This is a genomic window from Candidatus Omnitrophota bacterium (assembly GCA_014728045.1).
In the GTDB taxonomy this organism is placed as follows: Bacteria; Omnitrophota; Gorgyraeia; order Tantalellales; family Tantalellaceae; genus WJMH01.
Genome location: WJMH01000007.1, coordinates 146,760 through 162,755 on the forward strand (window position 1 = coordinate 146,760; position 15,996 = coordinate 162,755).

Genomic DNA, 15,996 nt, shown 5'->3' on the forward strand with positions numbered 1-15,996 from the left:
TTTTATCCAATATGTGCACTGTAAGTGAACTAAAGAGCAAGGATCATCCCATGGACTTGCGCCTGAATCTCTTGAAAAGACCGCCTTTTTTAGAGACTTTTTTCTGTTCTTTCTTAGCCTTTTCCTTTTTTACGTCTTCGATAGCCCTTTCCTCTTTCTTTTCGATATCAACATCAGGTGCCGCATGAGCCTTTTCTTTTTTACCCTCGGGCTGTTCCCCGGCCGTTTCGGCCTCTTTCTTTTTCTTCGGCTTTTTCTTAGTTGTCTCCTTCTCAAGACCCAGCAGCTTCTCATCCGATATCGTTCTCTTGGTAAGTTCGATGATGGCCATTTCTGCGCCGTCACCCTTGCGCGTCCCCAATGTCATTATGCGAGTATACCCTCCGGAAATATCCTTGTATAAAGGACCAAGCTCGTCAAAAAGGCTTTTTACCACCTTTCTGTCACACAGCTTCTGGAATGCCAGCCTTCTGGCGCTGACAGATTCGGGGTTTTTCTTCGCCAGCGTAATAAGGGGCTCAGCGAATCTTCTCAGCGCTTTCGCTTTTGCCTTTGTGGTCTCGATCCTCTGGTATGTAAAAAGATCGTTGGCAAGACTTTTCATAGTGGCTTTCCTCCAGCTGGTCCGCCTGCCCAATCTTCCTTTAATCTTACGGTGTCTCATCTATCTATCCCTTTCTTATTCTTCTTCGTCGATCTCCATTCCAAGGTGCATCCCCATGGAACTTAGGACCTGGTTTATCTCGTTAAGTGATTTCTTGCCGAAATTCTTGTATTTAAGCATTTCTGTCTCTTTTTTCTTCACCAGGTCTCCAATGGTCCTGATGTTTGCTTCAGCCAGACAGTTCGAGCTTCTAACAGACAGTTCCAACTCGGAAATTGGCTTGTTGAGCTTTTTCATCAGATCTTTTTTCTCTTTGCTCTCCTCTTCCTCTTCTTCTATCTCTTCTGGCAGTTTCCCTATGGTCAGGAATACGTCCAGATGTCTCTGGAAAATATTTGCCGCATAAAGAAGTGTGTCCTTGGGTTCCATGCTCCCGTTGGTCCATATCTCGAGAATGAGCTTGTCATAATCGGTAATATGGCCCACCCTGGTGTTCTCAACATCAATATTGACCCTTTTCACCGGTGAAAAGAGCGAATCTATGGCTATTACGCCTATTGCATCATCGTCGTCCTTGTTCCCGACCGAAGTAACATAACCGCGTCCTCTTTCCACCTGCATCTCTATCTCAAACTTTGTATCCTCTGTAAGTGTGGCTATATGATGATCCTTATCAATGATCTCGACCGTTTCATCGGTCTGAATATCCTTGGCTGTGACCTTGCCTTTCTTACTGGCGCTCAGGAACATCGGTTTGGGGGTCTTGAAATGCGACCTGAGAACAAGGTTCTTTAAGTTCATTATGATCTGTGGAACATCCTCAAAAACACCCTCGATCGCGCCGAACTCGTGAAGTGTACCGTTTATCTTCACCTTCGTAACAGCCGTGCCCTCTATCGAAGAAAGGAGTACTCTGCGAAGAGAATTACCTATGGTAATACCGTAACCCTTTTCAAAGGGTTCAGCAATGATCTTACCGTAGTTAGGGCTATATGTCTCCTCTTCAAAAGTTATGTTCTTGGGTAGTTCAAAGTTCTTAAGTTTCATCCCCATTACGCAAATCCTCCTCTTTTCTAATTATATATGCGAAAAAGCTTTTCGCTCGTTACTTCGAATACAACTCAACGATGAGACTTTCTTCTATCGGTATGCCAATCTCAGCCTTCGTCGGCAGCCTCTTGATCTCTATTGAAAGGTTGTCACCCGAAACATCCATCCATTCGGGCATGATCCTTTCTTCGAGTATTTTCCACGTTTCATTAAAAGCCTTTTTCTGCTCCTCATTCCCCGTAAGCTCAATCTTGTCACCCTTTTTTATCAGGCATGACGGGATATTCACTTTGCGCCCGTTCACCTTGACGAACCTATGCCCCACTATCTGGCGGGCCTTGGCGCGTGATTCGGCGAAATTAGCCCTGAAAATAACGTTGTCGAGCCTCCTCTCGAGCAGCTGGAAAAGAACTTCACCTGTTGGTTCTTTGGCCTTTTCGGCCTTTTTGAAATAATTGGCGAACTGCCTTTCCAGAATGCCGTATATCCTCTTGGCCTTTTGTTTTTCCCTGAGCTGAATAGCATAGTTAGAAGGTTTCCTTCGACGCATCTGACCGTGCTGGCCTGGCGCGTATTCCCTTTTGACGACCGCGCATTTATCACTTGTACACTTGGTCCCTTTAAGGAAAAGCTTCTCACCCTCTCTCCGGCAGAGCCGACAGGATGCTGATGTTCTTCTTGCCATTTATTACACTCCTTGTTTTCGGTTTATACTCTTCTGCGCTTTTTGTGCCTGCAACCATTGTGGGGTGTAGGCGTTAGATCCGTTATGTTCTTGACGAAGAGCCCTTCGGTTCTTATGCTCCTGGCCGCACTTTCCTTCCCGGAACCCGGACCCCTTACAACAATATCCACTTCTTTCATGCCGTGGGCCTTGGCCTTTTTCACGGCATCCTTTGCGGCGATGCTTGCGGCAAACGGAGTAGATTTCCTTGAGCCCTTGAACCCTACTATGCCGGGAGAACTCCAGCAAAGCACTTCCCCCTTGGGATCGGTAACCGTCACTATGGTATTGTTAAAAGTCGCGTTAACGAAGATCTTTCCGCTTGAAAGCTTCTTGGTTATCTTTTTACGTCTTCTTGTTTTCGCTTTTTTCTGCACTTGTAACCTCGTTTTGTTAATTTTGCTACTTGCCGCCCTTGAGGGCGCTCCTGGCGGCTTTGTCCTTAAAAGCTCCTATGGTACGCTTGGGCCCTTTTCTTGTTCTGGAATTCGTTTTGGTCCTCTGCCCCCTCGCCGGCAGGCTCCTTTTATGCCTTAGGCCCCTGTAAGTGCCAATGCTCATCAATCTCTTGATATTGGAAGCGTACATCCGCCTGAGATCACCCTCTACCTGATACTTTTCCTGTATAATGTGCGTTATGGTCGTCACCTCTTGGTCTTCCAGGTCCTTGGCTCTCTTGTTGGGATCGACCCCCGCTTCCTTCAGTATCTGGTTGGATTTGCTCCTTCCGATGCCGAATATGTATGTAAGAGCTATCTCTATGCGTTTATCTTTGGGTATATCTATTCCTATTATTCTGGGCATTTCCTCTCCTTGTTAGCCTTGTTTCTGCTTGTGCTTAGGATCCAGACAGATCACCCTGACAACACCTTTGCGCCTGATGATCTTGCAATTCGAACACATTTTTCTTACACTTGATCTTACTTTCATGATTACTTCTCTCTTTTTATTATTCTTCCTCTCTCCAAATCATAAGGTGACATCTCTACAGTCACTTTATCCCCCGGAACGATACGTATAAAATACATCCGCATCTTACCTGAAACATGCGCCAGCACAACATGCCCGTTGTCCAATCGCACCTTGAACCTCGCGTTAGGCAAGGTTTCGATTATTTCACCGTCAGCAACAATTGGTTCTTCTTTTGGACTCATGTTATTATCTCCGATCTTTCGCGCCCCACCATTACAGTATTCTCAAAATGGGCCGATAATTTCCCGTCCTTGGTAACAGCTGTCCATCCGTCCTCAAGAACATCTATTTTTCTCGTACCGGCATTTATCATCGGTTCGATAGCCAGCAGGAGTCCTTCTTCAAGCACGGGTCCTTTGCCGGGTTCTCCCCAGTTGGGGACTTCCGGAGCCTCATGCAGATTTCTTCCAATACCGTGCCCTACGAAGGTTCTGACCTCTTCAAGAGACTCTCTTCTCGCTACCGATTCGATCGCGTGTGATATATCTGAAACCCTGTTGCCGGCGATGGCCTTCTTAACTCCTTCTTCCAGGCACTCCCGGGTAACATCCATAAGACGCCTTGCCTCGGCGCTGATGGTTCCAACCGGGTAGGTCCTGGCAGCATCGGTATAAAAACCGTCCTTTCTGACACCGACATCGACCCCGACAATATCCCCGTCCTTCAGTATGATCCGGTCCGATGGTATCCCGTGAACAACGACCTCGTTCACTGAAGCGCAGATAGCGGCCGGATACCCCTTGTATCCCTTGAAAGCCGGCTCCCCGCCCCCTCCAACAATGATCTTTTCAATCTCGCGGTCCAGTTCCTCTGTCGAGACACCTGCCCGCACGTTCTCCTCCAACCAGCTGAAGATCTGTTTTATGATCTTTCCCGATGCACGAAGTTTTTCAATATCCGCTTTACTGGTCAGAACTGTCATCTATCAGGCCTTTTTTCCTGAAAAGAGAGTCTATATCTTCAAAGAGCTCATCGGCCTCAAGGTCCCCATCGACTTCTACGAGCAGCCCCTGCCGTTTATAATAATCGATAAGGTCCTTTGTGCTGTTTTTATACACTTCAAGACGTTTTTTGACGGTCTCGGCCTTATCGTCATCCCGTTGAATAAGCTCAGAACCACACTTATCACATATGCCCTCTTTTTCAGGGGGCATGTTAGTCACATGATATATCTTCCCGCAATTAGGGCAAAGTCTCCTGCCCGATAGTCGTTTAATTACAACATCATCCGACACCCTGACGTAGAGAACAATATCCAACGAACTTTCATCCTTTTCGAGTGCTGAATCTAGCGATACTGCCTGAGCCTCAGTCCGGGGAAAACCGTCCAGAATAACGCCTCTTTCGGCATCAGGCTGTCCCATTCTATCAACGACCAGCTGGGTAACTATCTCGTCCGGGACAAGTTCGCCCCTGTTCATGTATTCCTGCGCCTTGAGCCCGGTCTCTGTGCCTTCTTTTATAGCATTTCTGAGCATATCACCGGTCGAAATATGCAAGAGTCCATAGGCCTTTACCAATATCGAGGCCTGTGTGCCCTTGCCCGCGCCTGGAGCTCCCAAAAGAACGATATTAACTGTTCGCGTCAGCTTCTCCGTCATCCCAGTCTTCCCTTGACTCTCCCCTTTTTCATAAAACCCTCATAATGTCTCATCAGCATATGAGACTCGATCTGCCTCATCGTATCAAGCATGACCCCCACGATGATGAGAAGTCCCGTGCCCCCAAAAAAGCTGGCGACCAGGAACGGTATGCCTATCTGACTGTTAATGACGCTTGGAAGCACCGCAATGATGGTCAGGAATATCGCACCTGGTAATGTTATGCGCGTCATTATGAAATCCAGATATTCCGCTGTCTGTTTTCCAGGCCTTATGCCCGGCACGAACCCCCCGAACCTTTTCATGTTGTTCGCCATGTCAACAGGGTTGAAAGTTATGGCCGCATAAAAATAGCAGAAAAAGAGTATCAGAAGCGAATACACTACATAATAAAGCGGCCTTCCCATCATAAGGGAACTTGCCAGCCCCTGAAGAGCCCTGTTTGGAACAAGTCCCGCTATAGTGGCGGGAAAAAGAATGATCGACTGGGCGAAAATAATGGGTATGACACCGCTCTGGTTCACGCGAAGTGGTATATAAGTGCTCTGCCCTCCGTATATTCTCCGGCCAACGACCCGTTTCGCGTACTGAATCGGTATCTTCCTCTGCCCCTGGGTTATCAATACCACGGCTACTATAACCGCAATGAACATGACCCCTAGAAAGACCAGTTTGAATGGATCTATCTGCGCTTCGCCCTGTGTCCCCGGAGTCGCGAGGGAAACAAGCTGGATAACTGCAGCGGGCATCCTGGAAATAATGCCGGCGGTGATTATCAGGGAAATACCGTTACCTATGCCTTTTTCCTGGATCTGTTCGCCGAGCCACATAATAAATGCCGTACCGGTCGTTAACGTTATCACGGTCAGTATCCGAAAACCCCATCCGGGATACTGCACTATCTGAAGCCCCTGGAACCTCGCGGGATTCTCAAGCCACAACGCTATGAAGAAAGACTGTATCACCGACAGTACCACGGTGCCGTACCTGGTATACTGAATGATGGCCTTGCGCCCTTCTTCTCCCTGCTTCGCCAGCCTCTCAAGCGCCGGTATCACCGTCGTAAGAAGCTGCAGAATGATAGATGCGGATATGTAGGGCATGATGCCGAGGGCGAATATAGTCAACCGCTTCATGGCACCGCCGGAGAACATGTTCATGATCCCAAAGAGAGTTCCTCCCTGCGACCTTGCGATATTATCAAAGAACTGGGCAAGTTTCACACCGTCTATACCCGGTGTGGGTATGAAAGCGCCTACCCTGTAAACAGCGATGATCCCTAAAGTGAACAGTATCTTCTTTTTGAGATCCGGGATCTTGAATATGTTAGAAACCGCTTCAAACACCTGACTGCTCCTTTACAATCAATTCAAATCTACTTGCCGATCACTCCGCCTTCTTGCTGGGAGCATCGGTAACCACTTCCGTCTTGCCGCCCGCCTCTTCAATAGCTTTCTTCGCACTCTGACTGAACGCATTCGCCTTGACCGTAACGGATTTACTGAGCTTGCCTTTGCCGAGCACTTTAAGCGGCAGGCGCCTCTTTTTCAGTATCTTCTCGCTCAGAAGAAAATCCTTGTCGACAACAGCTCCGTTATCAACCGAATCCATGTTCTGAAGCGTTCCGATATTGATTATGTTCCACTCTGTCTTCCATTTATTTGTGAAACCCCTTTTCGGGACACGCCTAATAAGCGGCATCTGGCCGCCTTCGAAACCCGGATTATAAGTGCCTCCGCCTGACCTGGACTTCGCGCCCTTGTGTCCTCTGCCGCTTGTCTTCCCGCGACCCGAACCTATTCCGCGGCCTTTCCTCTTCCTGCTCCTTTTTACCCCTCGGGGTTTTCCTATATTTTCTAGCTTAAGAACCATTTTATCCTCTTCTTTTTAGTCTTAGTCTCTCGAATCCGTTAAGCGTGGCTTTGACCACATTTATGGCGTTCCTTGATCCTAGACTTTTAGTCAATATATCCTTTATCCCGGCAGCGTCGCACATTGCCCTTACAGGACCCCCGGCTATAACGCCTGTTCCGGGCCCTGCCGGCTTGAGTACGACCCTGGTGGACTTGAACCTACCGGTGATCTCGTGCGGGATCGTGCTTTCTTTCATGTTAACTTTAACAAGATTGCCTCTTGCTTTGGAAGAACCTTTTTTGATCGCCTCGATAACCTCGTTCGATTTGCCGAATCCTATGCCGACTTTGCCGTTTGCGTCACCTACTACGACAAGCGCGTTGAATGAAAAGTTCTTACCGCCTTTCACGACCTTGGCCACGCGGTTTATGGTGACAACGCGCTCTACCATCTCTTCTGCGGACTTCTCTTCCTTTTCCGCTGCTTTGGGTCCGAATTCCGCTTTCCAGGCTCTGGCGGTTTCCTTGAAGTCTTCTTCCTCTTCTTCTGCGGATTCTTCTTCCGTCTTCTCCTCCTCCGGAGATGCCTTTTCTTCCGCGGAAGGCTTCTTTTGCTCTTCGCTTTCGCCTTGCGCGGTCTCAGGCTCTTTGACTTCAGACTGCTTATCCTGGGCGCCTTCTTTTTCCTCGGCTGTTTTCATTTCCTTTTTTTCCTCTTCGGTCATCTTTCTCTCCTGTTTATTTTAGAACTCAAGTCCGTTCTTTCTCGCTGCATCGGCCAGAGCCTTGATCACGCCATGATAATGGTTACCGCCCCTGTCAAAAGCAACCTTTTTAACGCCTTTCTCCGCCGCTTTCTTTGCGATAACTTCGCCAAGCATCTCTGCGAAATTAAGGTTTTTCCTGGTATCGGCCGCCTTTTTGCCCTTTATCTCTTTAGAAAGGGTCGAAGCCCCGCAAAGGGTCTTCCCCTCAACATCATCAATGATCGACACAAAAAGATTCCTATTGCTTTTACGAACCGCCATCCTCGGCCTTTCGCTCGAGCCGGAGATTTTCTTTCTTATCGATTTTTTTCTTCTTTCCGCTAGTTTCTTTTTATCCATGTTTTCCTCTTATTTGACGCTTTTAGCAAGATCAAGCGATACTTTTACCCTGTTTCTGTCGAACATATTCACCTTCATATCTTATCCCCTTACCCTTATAAGGTTCTGGGGGATAATAATCCCGAATTTCCGCAGCCACTTCACCCACCTGCTGTTTGTCAATACCCTTGACAACTATCTCGGTCTGGCTCGGCGTCTCGATAGTAACCCCTTCAGGAGGAGTATACTCCACACTGTGACTGAAACCTATATCAAGAACAAGTTTCTTACCTTTGACCTGCGCCTTGTACCCAACGCCTTGGATCTGCAGTTTTTTTTCGAAACCTTCTGTCACACCGATTATCATGTTCTGGATAAGACTGCGTGTGGTCCCGTGCAAAGCCTTGTGCTCCCGGGAATCTGAGGGCCGGGATACTTCCAGCTTGTTGTCCTTTACCTCAGCCTTGTACCCTTCAGGGATAACATGCTCCAGTGTCTTGCCCTTGCCCTCGACCTTTACAATGTTCGCCTTAACCTCGAGCTTGACCCCTGATGGTATGTCTATCAGCCGTCTTCCTACTCTTGACATCTATCTATCTCCTCTTTTTGAGCCGTCATTACCATATGTGGCAGATTACCTCTCCGCCAACACCCTTTTCTCTCGCTTCCTTATCGGTAAGCAACCCCTTACTTGTAGAAATAATGGCCAGCCCGACACCGCCCATCACGCTCCTTACCTTTTTCGCAGGCATATATTCGCGCCTTCCGCACTTGGAAATTTTCTTCAGGTTTTCCAGTACGGGGGTTCCATCATCAAGGTACTTAAGATAGACCTTGATCTTTCCCTGCTTATTATCCTCGATAACCTTGAAGTTCTCTATGAACCCTTCCCTCTTGGCTATCTCTATGATCCCTTCGAGGGTCCCTGATCTTTTAACTATGACGTCCTTCTTGCCGCCTTGTATGGCATTTCTTATGACAGTCAGCTGATCAGCTATCAAATCCGTAACACTCATCTAAATATTCTCCTGTTTTGTAGAGCGCCTGTTCAGCTTATTACCAGCTAGCCTTCCTCACCCCGGGTATAAGACCTTTTGAGGCCATTTCCCTGAAGCATATGCGGCACATCTTGAAGCGTCTCATATAACCTTTTTTCCTGCCGCATATCTGGCATCTGGTTATTACCCTGGTGCTGAATTTCGGCTCTTTTTTTGATTTCTCTATTAATGCTTTTTTTGCCATATTGTTCCCTTACCGATTTACTTCTTGGCGAATGGCATTCCAAAGCCTTCCAGAAGGCTCATTGCCTCTTCCCTAGTCTTCGCCGTTGTCACAAAACATATATCCATACCGTGCGTCAACGGTATCTTATCTAGTTCGAGCTCGGGAAATATTGTCTGCTCTTTAATTCCCAAAGTGTAATTCCCGTTGCCATCGAAAGCAGTGCGCGAAACTCCCCTGAAGTCCCGGATCCTGGGTATCACGAAATTTATCAGCCTATCCAGAAACTCATACATCCTCTCCTTACGCAGGGTGACTTTAACGCCTACAGGCGCTCCATCACGTATCTTGAAGTTAGAGATAGACTTCTTGGCCCTGGTAACTAGCGGTCTCTGTCCGGTCAACGCAGCCAGTTCGTTCCTGATCGGCTCAATGAGCTCCTTCTGATGGGCCATCTCGCCAAGCCCCACGTTGACAACGATCTTCTCAAGATGCGGTACGACCATCACATTTGCATATCCGAACCTTTCTTTCAGTTCGGGCATTATTTTATTATGGTACTCTTCCTTTAATCTTGCCATTGAATGTCTCCCTGATTAATTCTTTACAGCACTTCCTTGCATTTTTTGCAATATCTGGCCTTCGAGCCGTCTTTTAGTACCTCCACTCCCACGCGGGTAACACGGTCGCATCCCTTGCACACTACACCGAGATTCGAGATGTTTATGGATGCCTCCCTCTGTATTATGCCTCCCTGGTCATCCTGCCGCGTCTTCCTGGCGTGCTTCTTCGTAAAGTTAACGCCCTGCACTATAGCCCTGTCAGCAGCCGGATAGACTTTGAGTACCTTACCCGCCTTGCCTTTATCCTTACCAGCAAGGACCTTTACCGTATCATTCTTCTTTATATGAAGCATCTCTATTCCCTCCTTACAGGACCTCAGGTGCCAGTGAAACTATCTTCATAAAATTCTTTCTCCTGAGCTCGCGAGCCACAGGTCCGAAAACACGGGTCCCACGTGGGTTACCGTCCTTATCGATAATAACCACCGCGTTGTGGTCGAACCTGAGAGAGGTGCCGTCCTCCCTCGTTATCGGATAAGCGGTCCTGACAACCACTCCCCGTACGACCTCTCCCTTTTTGACCTCCGCCGTTGGGGTGGACTCCTTAACGTTACATGTTATAACGTCACCGACTTCGGCGGTCTTTTTGCCGGACCTTCCTATAACGCCTATCATTGAGGCCTTTTTTGCTCCGCTGTTATCAGCGACATCCAGAACACTTCCCATTATAATCATCGCAGTTAACCCCTTTGCGCTTTCTCTAATATTTCAACCAAACGCCAACTCTTTTCCTTGGAGATAGGCCTGGCTTCCACGACCTTGACCAGGTCACCCATACCAGCCTCGTTCTTTTCGTCGTGGGCTTTTATCTTTGTACGCGCCTTTACGAACTTTTTATACAAACGGTGTTTTTTACGCGTTTCCCAGAGCACCGTTACTGTCTTGTCCATTTTGTCGCTCACTACAGTGCCGACAATAGTCCTTTTATTCGGTCTTCCCTTCTTCACCGCTTTTCTCCTTTAAGATTGTATAACATCTTGCTATATCCCGTTTGAGCAACCTGAAACGATGCGGCCTTTCAACCCGGCCGGTCGTAACTTCGGCTCTTATCTTGAACATCTGCTCTTTGAGCGATATGAGTTTCTGTTCTATCTCAGCCACTGTCATGTTCCGTATCTCGGTCGCCTTCAAGACGGTCACCCCCTTGTAACATATTTTGTTCTTATCGGCAGCTTGTGAGCAGCTCGCCTAAAAGCTTCCCTCGCCATTTCGTTCGGAACACCTTCCATCTCGAACATTATTCTGCCTTTTTTCACGACAGCTACCCAGCCTACGGGTGAACCTTTACCTTTTCCCATACGCGTTTCGGCTGCGGTCGCGGTTATCGGCTTATCAGGGAATATCCTTATCCATAGCTTGCCGGCCCTTCCGGTCTCTCTCATCAGGGCAACCCTGGCCGCCTCGATCTGTCTGTCGGTTATCCACCCTGATTCCAGAGCTTTCATACCGAATTCGCCAAAGCTGAGAGTGCTGCCAGAGTAACTCTTGCCTTTTCGGCGCCCTCTCTGCTGTTTTCTGAATTTTACTCTTTTTGGCATTAACGCCATAACGATCTACTCCTCTTTAGTATCTTTTTGGCTTTTCTTGCTCTTCAAGCTTTCTCTATCGAATTTTTCACCCTTATAAATCCAAACCTTGACACCTATGATGCCGTAACTCGTCTTAGCTTCTGAAAAGCCGTAATCGATATCGGCCCTTATGGTCTGAAGCGGGATCTTGCCCCACTTGTAACCCTCGGCCCGGGCGATCTCGGCTCCGCCTATCCTGCCGGATATCCTTATCTTGATGCCTTCGCCTCCGGCGTCTTTATGCGCCTGTATGGTCTTTTTGAGAGCTCGCCTGAAGGCAATCCTTCTGACAAGCTGGAAAGCTATGTTATCAGCGGTTATCTGTGCGTCGAGCGTCGGATTGGAAACCTCCTTAATATCAACGAACAACTTCGTCTGCTCGCCGACGATCTCCTGGAGAGATTCCTTGATCTTTTCTATTTGGGCGCCCTTGCGTCCTATCACCATACCGGGCCTCCCGGAATGGATAAAAACTCTGACGCGATTGCTCGCTCTTTCGATATCAACGCGTGAGACCAGTGCCGCCGAAAGCTCATTATCAATAACCTTGCGTATTTTTGCATCTTCCAATATGTTCTTGGCGAACTCCTCTTTTGTAGCGTACCATCGGCTGCTCCAGTCGCGGATAACGCCTAATCTAAAACTAGTAGGGTGAACTTTCTGGCCCATATTATTTACTCCCCTTCTTTACCTTCTGGGGTTTAGCCCCTTTTACCTGATCCAGCTCAATGTAAAGATGAGCCGTTCTGTGCCTTATGATAGCTGCCCTTCCCATCGTAGCGGCTCTGTATCGCCTCAGCATGGGTCCTCCATCGGCCTTAATGGTCGAAATATAAAGGTCTTTTGAAAGCAGTTTTTCCTGTTTGTCCTGGTTGGCGTTGGCAAAAGCCGAATTAAGAACCTTCTTAAGTACCGTACATGCCCTTTTGTTGACATTGTCCAGTATTACATTGGCTTCTTCTACGGTTTTACCCTTTAAGAGCTCGGTCACGAGCCTTACTTTCCTTGCCGATATCCTAACATATTTTGATTTCGCGCTTGCTATCATCTTGATCCTCTGTCTTTATTAAGTCTTTTCCATCGACTGCTTGGTTGCGGCACCATGGCTCCTGAAGGTCCTGGTTGCCGCGAACTCACCCAGTTTATGGCCTACCATGTTCTCCGTAATAAAAAGCGGGTGGAATTTCCTGCCATCATGCACGGAAATGGTCAGACCGACGAATTCCGGCAATATGGTCGACCTTCGCGACCAGGTCTTGATGGGCTTCTTGCTGCCGCTTTCGATTATCCTGTCAATCTTCTTTTTAAGGCTTTCGTCTACAAAAGGCCCTTTTTTTACCGACCTTGACATATTTACGTCCTCCGTTTTACTTTTTTGCCGTCCGGCGCTTAACAATCTTGCTGTCAGAGGCTTTCTTTTTCTTTCTAGTCTTAAGTCCCTTGGTTATCTTCCCCCACGGCGTTACAGGGTGTCTTCCTCCAGAGGACTTACCTTCCCCTCCACCCATCGGGTGGTCAACGGGGTTCTTAACAACGGCTCTCGACTTGGGTCGCTTCCCGCGGTGTCTCGACCTTCCGGCTTTCCCAAGAGAGATATTTTCATGGTCTGAATTACCCACTTCGCCGATCGAAGCATAGCATTCTTCGCTTACCAAGCGGACTTCACCGCTGGGCAATCGCAGATGGATGTTCTTCCCGTCCTTCGCCTCAACTATAGCATTATTGCCGGCCGACCTTGCTATCTTGGCGCCTCTGCCGGGCTGTAACTCTATACAATAAACTTCAGCTCCCAGAGGCACATCTTTGAGGGGCATAGAGTTGCCTGTTTCATACTTGGCGCCAGGTCCGCACTGCACATTGCTGTTGACCTTAAGCCCCGCGGGCGCTATGGCATATGCCTTCTCTCCGTCATCGTAACGGATAAGAGCAATTCTAGCCGAGCGGTTCGGATCATATTCGATCGCCTCGACAACACCGGAATGACCCTTTTTCTTATAGCGGAAATCGATTATCCGGTATCTCCTTTTATGGCCTCCACCTTGCGAACTGACAGTCTTCCTGCCGTTGTTATTTCTGCCGCCCTTTTTACGCAACGGCCTGGTCAGGGATTTTTCCGGCTTCTTTTTTGTTATTTCGTCAAACCCGGATATATCCGACCATCTCTGGCCAGGTGTTCTTGCTTTAAGTTTTCTGGTGCCCATATTACGTTACCTCTATCCTGTTGTCAGGTTTAAGCGTCACTATCGCTTTCTTCCAGGAGGACGTCATCCCTTCTCGGAACCTGACCCTCCTTTTCTTTCCTTTGATATTCACTATATTCACTGATTCAACTTCGACCTTATATATCTCCTCAACGGACTTCTTAACATCTATCTTGTTCGCCCTCTTATCCACGCGAAAGAGATATTTATTCTGCATCAGTAGCTCAGTGCCCTTCTCGGTCCGGATCATATTCTTTATTACATCGTGCGCGGTCTTCATTTTAACCTCTCTGCAATTTTCTCAAGTGCCTCTTTTTCTATAACAAGATAGTCGTTTACAAGCACGTCTCTGGCGCAAACGCTGCTTCCCTCCTTGAGGCTGACCTGTTTGATGTTCCGCGAAGAAAGTTTAACCGTATCTGAAATGCTATCCACGATAACTAACGCCCTGCCCTCGACTTTAAGGTTGTCCAGCATGGCCTTGAACTTCTTGGTTTTGGCCTCTTCCATTTCTATTTTAACTACAGGTTTTATCAGTTCCTCTTTCAGCCTTGCGTTAAGACTTGAAAGAAGCGCCTTTTTCAAGGCTTTCTTGGGAAGCGAATATCCAAAATTGCGCGGCTTCGGCGGAAAAGTCACTCCGCCATGTGTCCATATGGGATTGCGTGTCGAGCCGACTCTCGCCCGTCCTGTACCTTTCTGCCTCCAGGGCTTTTGCCCTCCGCCGGAGACTTCAGATCTGGTCTTTGCGGAAGCTATGCCCCTGTGTGCATTAGCTTCATACATTTTCTTGACCTCATAGAGAAGCGCCTTGTTGACCTTGCCGTCAAAAAGCTTACCGTCAAGCTGTATATTATCCACAGCTTTGCCGCTCATGTCATAGACCTGTAACCTGGTATTCACCTTCTTCATTTTTTATCTTCGTTTCCTTCTTTGGTCTGTTCCTTTTCTTTGCCGCCTTTATTGTCTTCCTGGGGCTGTGCTTTTTCCTCTTTCTTCTCCTGCTGCTTCTGGGTAGCGGCCTCCGGCTGTTGTTCTTGCTGTTCTGCTTCCGGCTCTTCCTGCTGCACTCGCTCGGCAAGAGGCTTCTTCTTGGCATACCTGATCACCAGGTAGGTTCCGTTTGCCCCGGGAACTGAACCCTCGACGGATATAGTGTTATTCTCCGTGTTGACATCAAGCACTCTCAGGTTCTGAACAGTCTTGGTCTGTGAACCCATATGCCCGGCCATTCCCATTCCCTTGAAAACGCGTGAAGGGTTTGAACTCTGGCCGATCGATCCCGGCGCGCGGTGAGACATTGACCCGTGTGTCTGCTTTCCTCCGCTCCACCCCCATCTTTTCATGCCCCCCTGGAATCCCTTACCTTTGGAAACTCCTGTAATGTCCAGATAATCGCCGTTCTGAACGATCTTGTTGGTGATAACATCCCCTATCTTCACCTCGGGATCACCCTCACATCTAATCTCGCGGACAAATTTCATGGGCTTCAGTTTCTTGGCCTTGATATATGCTCTCTGGGGTTTCTTCAGTCTGTGCTCTTTAGTATTGTCATATCCCATCTGAACGGAGTCATACCCATCCTTCTCTTTAGTCTTTATCGCCTGTACCGAACAGGGGCCTGCCTCAAGGACCGTAACAGGAACCCGAACACCGTCTTCGGTGAATATCTGACTCATCCCTATTTTCTTTCCCAATATTCCTGGAACCATCGTATATGCCTCTCTTAAATGCTTTGACCGCGGTCTGTATCTTCTAATCTTGTCTTATTTCGACATCGACTCCGGCCGGCAGGTCCAGTTTCTTTAATGAATCTATCGTCTTTGCCGTCGGATCGACAATATCCAAAAGTCTTTTATGTGTCTTTAGCTCGAACTGCTCCCTCGATTTTTTATCCACGTGAGGTGACCTGAGAACCGTAAAGAGCTCACGTCGTGTCGGAAGCGGCACCGGCCCGATTATTGAGGCCCCGGTTTTCCGAACCGTTTCAACGATCTCAGCCATTGACACATCCAGAAGCTTGTGGTCGAACGATTTGAGACGCAGTCTAATTTTTGCTGATTTTGTCTTTTTAGCCATTTTTTTCCTTACGCTAACTGTACTCGCGTTTCAAGTGGCCGGTGCTGTCTGCACCGGCCACTGTTTTTTCAATTATTCAAGTATCTCCGATATAACACCGGCACCCACGGTATGTCCGCCTTCTCTTATGGCGAACCTCAGCTCCTTCTCAAGAGCCACCGGCGTTATAAGTTCGACTTCCAGCGTCACGTTGTCGCCGGGCATTACCATCTCGGTGCCTTCAGGCAGCTTCGCCACACCGGTCACGTCCGTGGTCCTGATGTAGAACTGCGGTCTGTATCCGTTAAAGAACGGCGTGTGACGTCCACCTTCTTCCTTGCTGAGGATGTATACCTCCGCCTTGAACTTCTTGTGCGGCGTGATCGATCCCGGAGCGGCCAGTACCTGACCTCTTTCCAGATCTTTCTTCTCTATA

31 protein-coding genes are annotated in these 15,996 nt (G+C 48.2%); all 31 read right to left on the minus strand.

The window, feature by feature from the left end; genetic code table 11:
• Window positions 1-43: 43 nt before the first annotated feature.
• On the minus strand, window positions 44-664 hold the full coding sequence (gene rplQ, locus GF409_02135) for a 50S ribosomal protein L17 (protein MBD3426014.1): 621 nt from the start codon (window positions 662-664) through the stop codon (window positions 44-46).
• Between the two features lie 15 nt (window positions 665-679).
• The gene (locus GF409_02140; GenBank protein ID MBD3426015.1) at window positions 680-1,657 is read right to left on the minus strand and encodes a DNA-directed RNA polymerase subunit alpha; all 978 of its coding nucleotides are present in this window, start codon (window positions 1,655-1,657) and stop codon (window positions 680-682) included.
• A 52-nt stretch (window positions 1,658-1,709) separates the two neighbouring features.
• The gene (rpsD, locus tag GF409_02145) at window positions 1,710-2,339 is read right to left on the minus strand and encodes a 30S ribosomal protein S4 (GenBank protein MBD3426016.1); all 630 of its coding nucleotides are present in this window, start codon (window positions 2,337-2,339) and stop codon (window positions 1,710-1,712) included.
• Between the two features lie 23 nt (window positions 2,340-2,362).
• Window positions 2,363-2,755, minus strand: coding sequence for a 30S ribosomal protein S11 (rpsK, locus tag GF409_02150; protein MBD3426017.1), 393 nt, complete (start codon window positions 2,753-2,755; stop codon window positions 2,363-2,365).
• 25 nt (window positions 2,756-2,780) lie between these two features.
• Window positions 2,781-3,182, minus strand: a complete 402-nt coding sequence (gene rpsM / locus GF409_02155; GenBank protein ID MBD3426018.1) for a 30S ribosomal protein S13 — start codon at window positions 3,180-3,182, stop codon at window positions 2,781-2,783.
• Window positions 3,183-3,194: 12 nt separating this feature from the next.
• The gene (gene rpmJ, locus GF409_02160; GenBank protein ID MBD3426019.1) at window positions 3,195-3,308 is read right to left on the minus strand and encodes a 50S ribosomal protein L36; all 114 of its coding nucleotides are present in this window, start codon (window positions 3,306-3,308) and stop codon (window positions 3,195-3,197) included.
• A gap of 2 nt (window positions 3,309-3,310) precedes the next feature.
• Window positions 3,311-3,532, minus strand: coding sequence for a translation initiation factor IF-1 (gene infA, locus GF409_02165; GenBank protein MBD3426020.1), 222 nt, complete (start codon window positions 3,530-3,532; stop codon window positions 3,311-3,313).
• Window positions 3,529-4,272, minus strand: a complete 744-nt coding sequence (gene map / locus GF409_02170; protein MBD3426021.1) for a type I methionyl aminopeptidase — start codon at window positions 4,270-4,272, stop codon at window positions 3,529-3,531. The genes infA and map overlap by 4 nt, the downstream gene beginning before the upstream one ends.
• Window positions 4,253-4,951 carry an adenylate kinase gene (locus GF409_02175; protein ID MBD3426022.1) on the minus strand — a complete coding sequence of 233 codons (699 nt, stop codon included), beginning with the start codon at window positions 4,949-4,951 and terminating at the stop codon, window positions 4,253-4,255. The genes map and GF409_02175 overlap by 20 nt, the downstream gene beginning before the upstream one ends.
• Complete coding sequence (secY, locus tag GF409_02180; GenBank protein ID MBD3426023.1) at window positions 4,948-6,297, minus strand: preprotein translocase subunit SecY; 1,350 nt, start codon at window positions 6,295-6,297, stop codon at window positions 4,948-4,950. Before secY ends, GF409_02175 begins: the two co-directional genes overlap by 4 nt.
• Before the next feature lie 40 nt (window positions 6,298-6,337).
• The gene (rplO, locus tag GF409_02185; protein ID MBD3426024.1) at window positions 6,338-6,823 is read right to left on the minus strand and encodes a 50S ribosomal protein L15; all 486 of its coding nucleotides are present in this window, start codon (window positions 6,821-6,823) and stop codon (window positions 6,338-6,340) included.
• A 1-nt stretch (window position 6,824) separates the two neighbouring features.
• Window positions 6,825-7,256, minus strand: coding sequence for a 30S ribosomal protein S5 (gene rpsE / locus GF409_02190; GenBank protein MBD3426025.1), 432 nt, complete (start codon window positions 7,254-7,256; stop codon window positions 6,825-6,827).
• Window positions 7,257-7,547: 291 nt separating this feature from the next.
• Window positions 7,548-7,910 (minus strand): 50S ribosomal protein L18, encoded by a 363-nt coding sequence (locus GF409_02195; GenBank protein MBD3426026.1) that lies wholly within the window; start codon window positions 7,908-7,910, stop codon window positions 7,548-7,550.
• A 31-nt stretch (window positions 7,911-7,941) separates the two neighbouring features.
• Entirely contained in the window at window positions 7,942-8,478 is a 537-nt protein-coding gene (gene rplF / locus GF409_02200; protein MBD3426027.1) for a 50S ribosomal protein L6, read from the minus strand.
• A 28-nt stretch (window positions 8,479-8,506) separates the two neighbouring features.
• Entirely contained in the window at window positions 8,507-8,905 is a 399-nt protein-coding gene (gene rpsH / locus GF409_02205; protein ID MBD3426028.1) for a 30S ribosomal protein S8, read from the minus strand.
• A 40-nt stretch (window positions 8,906-8,945) separates the two neighbouring features.
• Window positions 8,946-9,131 (minus strand): type Z 30S ribosomal protein S14, encoded by a 186-nt coding sequence (locus GF409_02210; GenBank protein ID MBD3426029.1) that lies wholly within the window; start codon window positions 9,129-9,131, stop codon window positions 8,946-8,948.
• Window positions 9,132-9,148: 17 nt separating this feature from the next.
• Window positions 9,149-9,691, minus strand: coding sequence for a 50S ribosomal protein L5 (rplE, locus tag GF409_02215; GenBank protein ID MBD3426030.1), 543 nt, complete (start codon window positions 9,689-9,691; stop codon window positions 9,149-9,151).
• 23 nt (window positions 9,692-9,714) lie between these two features.
• The gene (locus tag GF409_02220; GenBank protein ID MBD3426031.1) at window positions 9,715-10,026 is read right to left on the minus strand and encodes a 50S ribosomal protein L24; all 312 of its coding nucleotides are present in this window, start codon (window positions 10,024-10,026) and stop codon (window positions 9,715-9,717) included.
• A 13-nt stretch (window positions 10,027-10,039) separates the two neighbouring features.
• On the minus strand, window positions 10,040-10,408 hold the full coding sequence (gene rplN, locus GF409_02225) for a 50S ribosomal protein L14 (GenBank protein ID MBD3426032.1): 369 nt from the start codon (window positions 10,406-10,408) through the stop codon (window positions 10,040-10,042).
• A gap of 5 nt (window positions 10,409-10,413) precedes the next feature.
• The gene (gene rpsQ / locus GF409_02230; protein ID MBD3426033.1) at window positions 10,414-10,680 is read right to left on the minus strand and encodes a 30S ribosomal protein S17; all 267 of its coding nucleotides are present in this window, start codon (window positions 10,678-10,680) and stop codon (window positions 10,414-10,416) included.
• Window positions 10,658-10,864 (minus strand): 50S ribosomal protein L29, encoded by a 207-nt coding sequence (gene rpmC, locus GF409_02235; GenBank protein MBD3426034.1) that lies wholly within the window; start codon window positions 10,862-10,864, stop codon window positions 10,658-10,660. The genes rpsQ and rpmC overlap by 23 nt, the downstream gene beginning before the upstream one ends.
• Before the next feature lie 5 nt (window positions 10,865-10,869).
• Window positions 10,870-11,280, minus strand: coding sequence for a 50S ribosomal protein L16 (gene rplP, locus GF409_02240; protein MBD3426035.1), 411 nt, complete (start codon window positions 11,278-11,280; stop codon window positions 10,870-10,872).
• Between the two features lie 6 nt (window positions 11,281-11,286).
• A complete protein-coding gene (gene rpsC, locus GF409_02245) occupies window positions 11,287-11,970 on the minus strand; it encodes a 30S ribosomal protein S3 (protein MBD3426036.1) in 684 nt (227 codons plus the stop codon).
• A gap of 1 nt (window position 11,971) precedes the next feature.
• Window positions 11,972-12,349, minus strand: coding sequence for a 50S ribosomal protein L22 (gene rplV, locus GF409_02250; GenBank protein MBD3426037.1), 378 nt, complete (start codon window positions 12,347-12,349; stop codon window positions 11,972-11,974).
• A gap of 18 nt (window positions 12,350-12,367) precedes the next feature.
• Window positions 12,368-12,652 carry a 30S ribosomal protein S19 gene (gene rpsS, locus GF409_02255; GenBank protein ID MBD3426038.1) on the minus strand — a complete coding sequence of 95 codons (285 nt, stop codon included), beginning with the start codon at window positions 12,650-12,652 and terminating at the stop codon, window positions 12,368-12,370.
• 16 nt (window positions 12,653-12,668) lie between these two features.
• Window positions 12,669-13,502, minus strand: coding sequence for a 50S ribosomal protein L2 (gene rplB / locus GF409_02260; GenBank protein ID MBD3426039.1), 834 nt, complete (start codon window positions 13,500-13,502; stop codon window positions 12,669-12,671).
• A gap of 1 nt (window position 13,503) precedes the next feature.
• On the minus strand, window positions 13,504-13,782 hold the full coding sequence (rplW, locus tag GF409_02265; protein ID MBD3426040.1) for a 50S ribosomal protein L23: 279 nt from the start codon (window positions 13,780-13,782) through the stop codon (window positions 13,504-13,506).
• Window positions 13,779-14,414, minus strand: a complete 636-nt coding sequence (rplD, locus tag GF409_02270; GenBank protein ID MBD3426041.1) for a 50S ribosomal protein L4 — start codon at window positions 14,412-14,414, stop codon at window positions 13,779-13,781. Before rplD ends, rplW begins: the two co-directional genes overlap by 4 nt.
• On the minus strand, window positions 14,411-15,214 hold the full coding sequence (rplC, locus tag GF409_02275) for a 50S ribosomal protein L3 (GenBank protein MBD3426042.1): 804 nt from the start codon (window positions 15,212-15,214) through the stop codon (window positions 14,411-14,413). Before rplC ends, rplD begins: the two co-directional genes overlap by 4 nt.
• 43 nt (window positions 15,215-15,257) lie before the next feature.
• Window positions 15,258-15,581 (minus strand): 30S ribosomal protein S10, encoded by a 324-nt coding sequence (gene rpsJ / locus GF409_02280; GenBank protein ID MBD3426043.1) that lies wholly within the window; start codon window positions 15,579-15,581, stop codon window positions 15,258-15,260.
• A 72-nt stretch (window positions 15,582-15,653) separates the two neighbouring features.
• The coding region (gene tuf / locus GF409_02285) for an elongation factor Tu (GenBank protein MBD3426044.1) at window positions 15,654-15,996 on the minus strand (343 nt) is incomplete at its 5' end.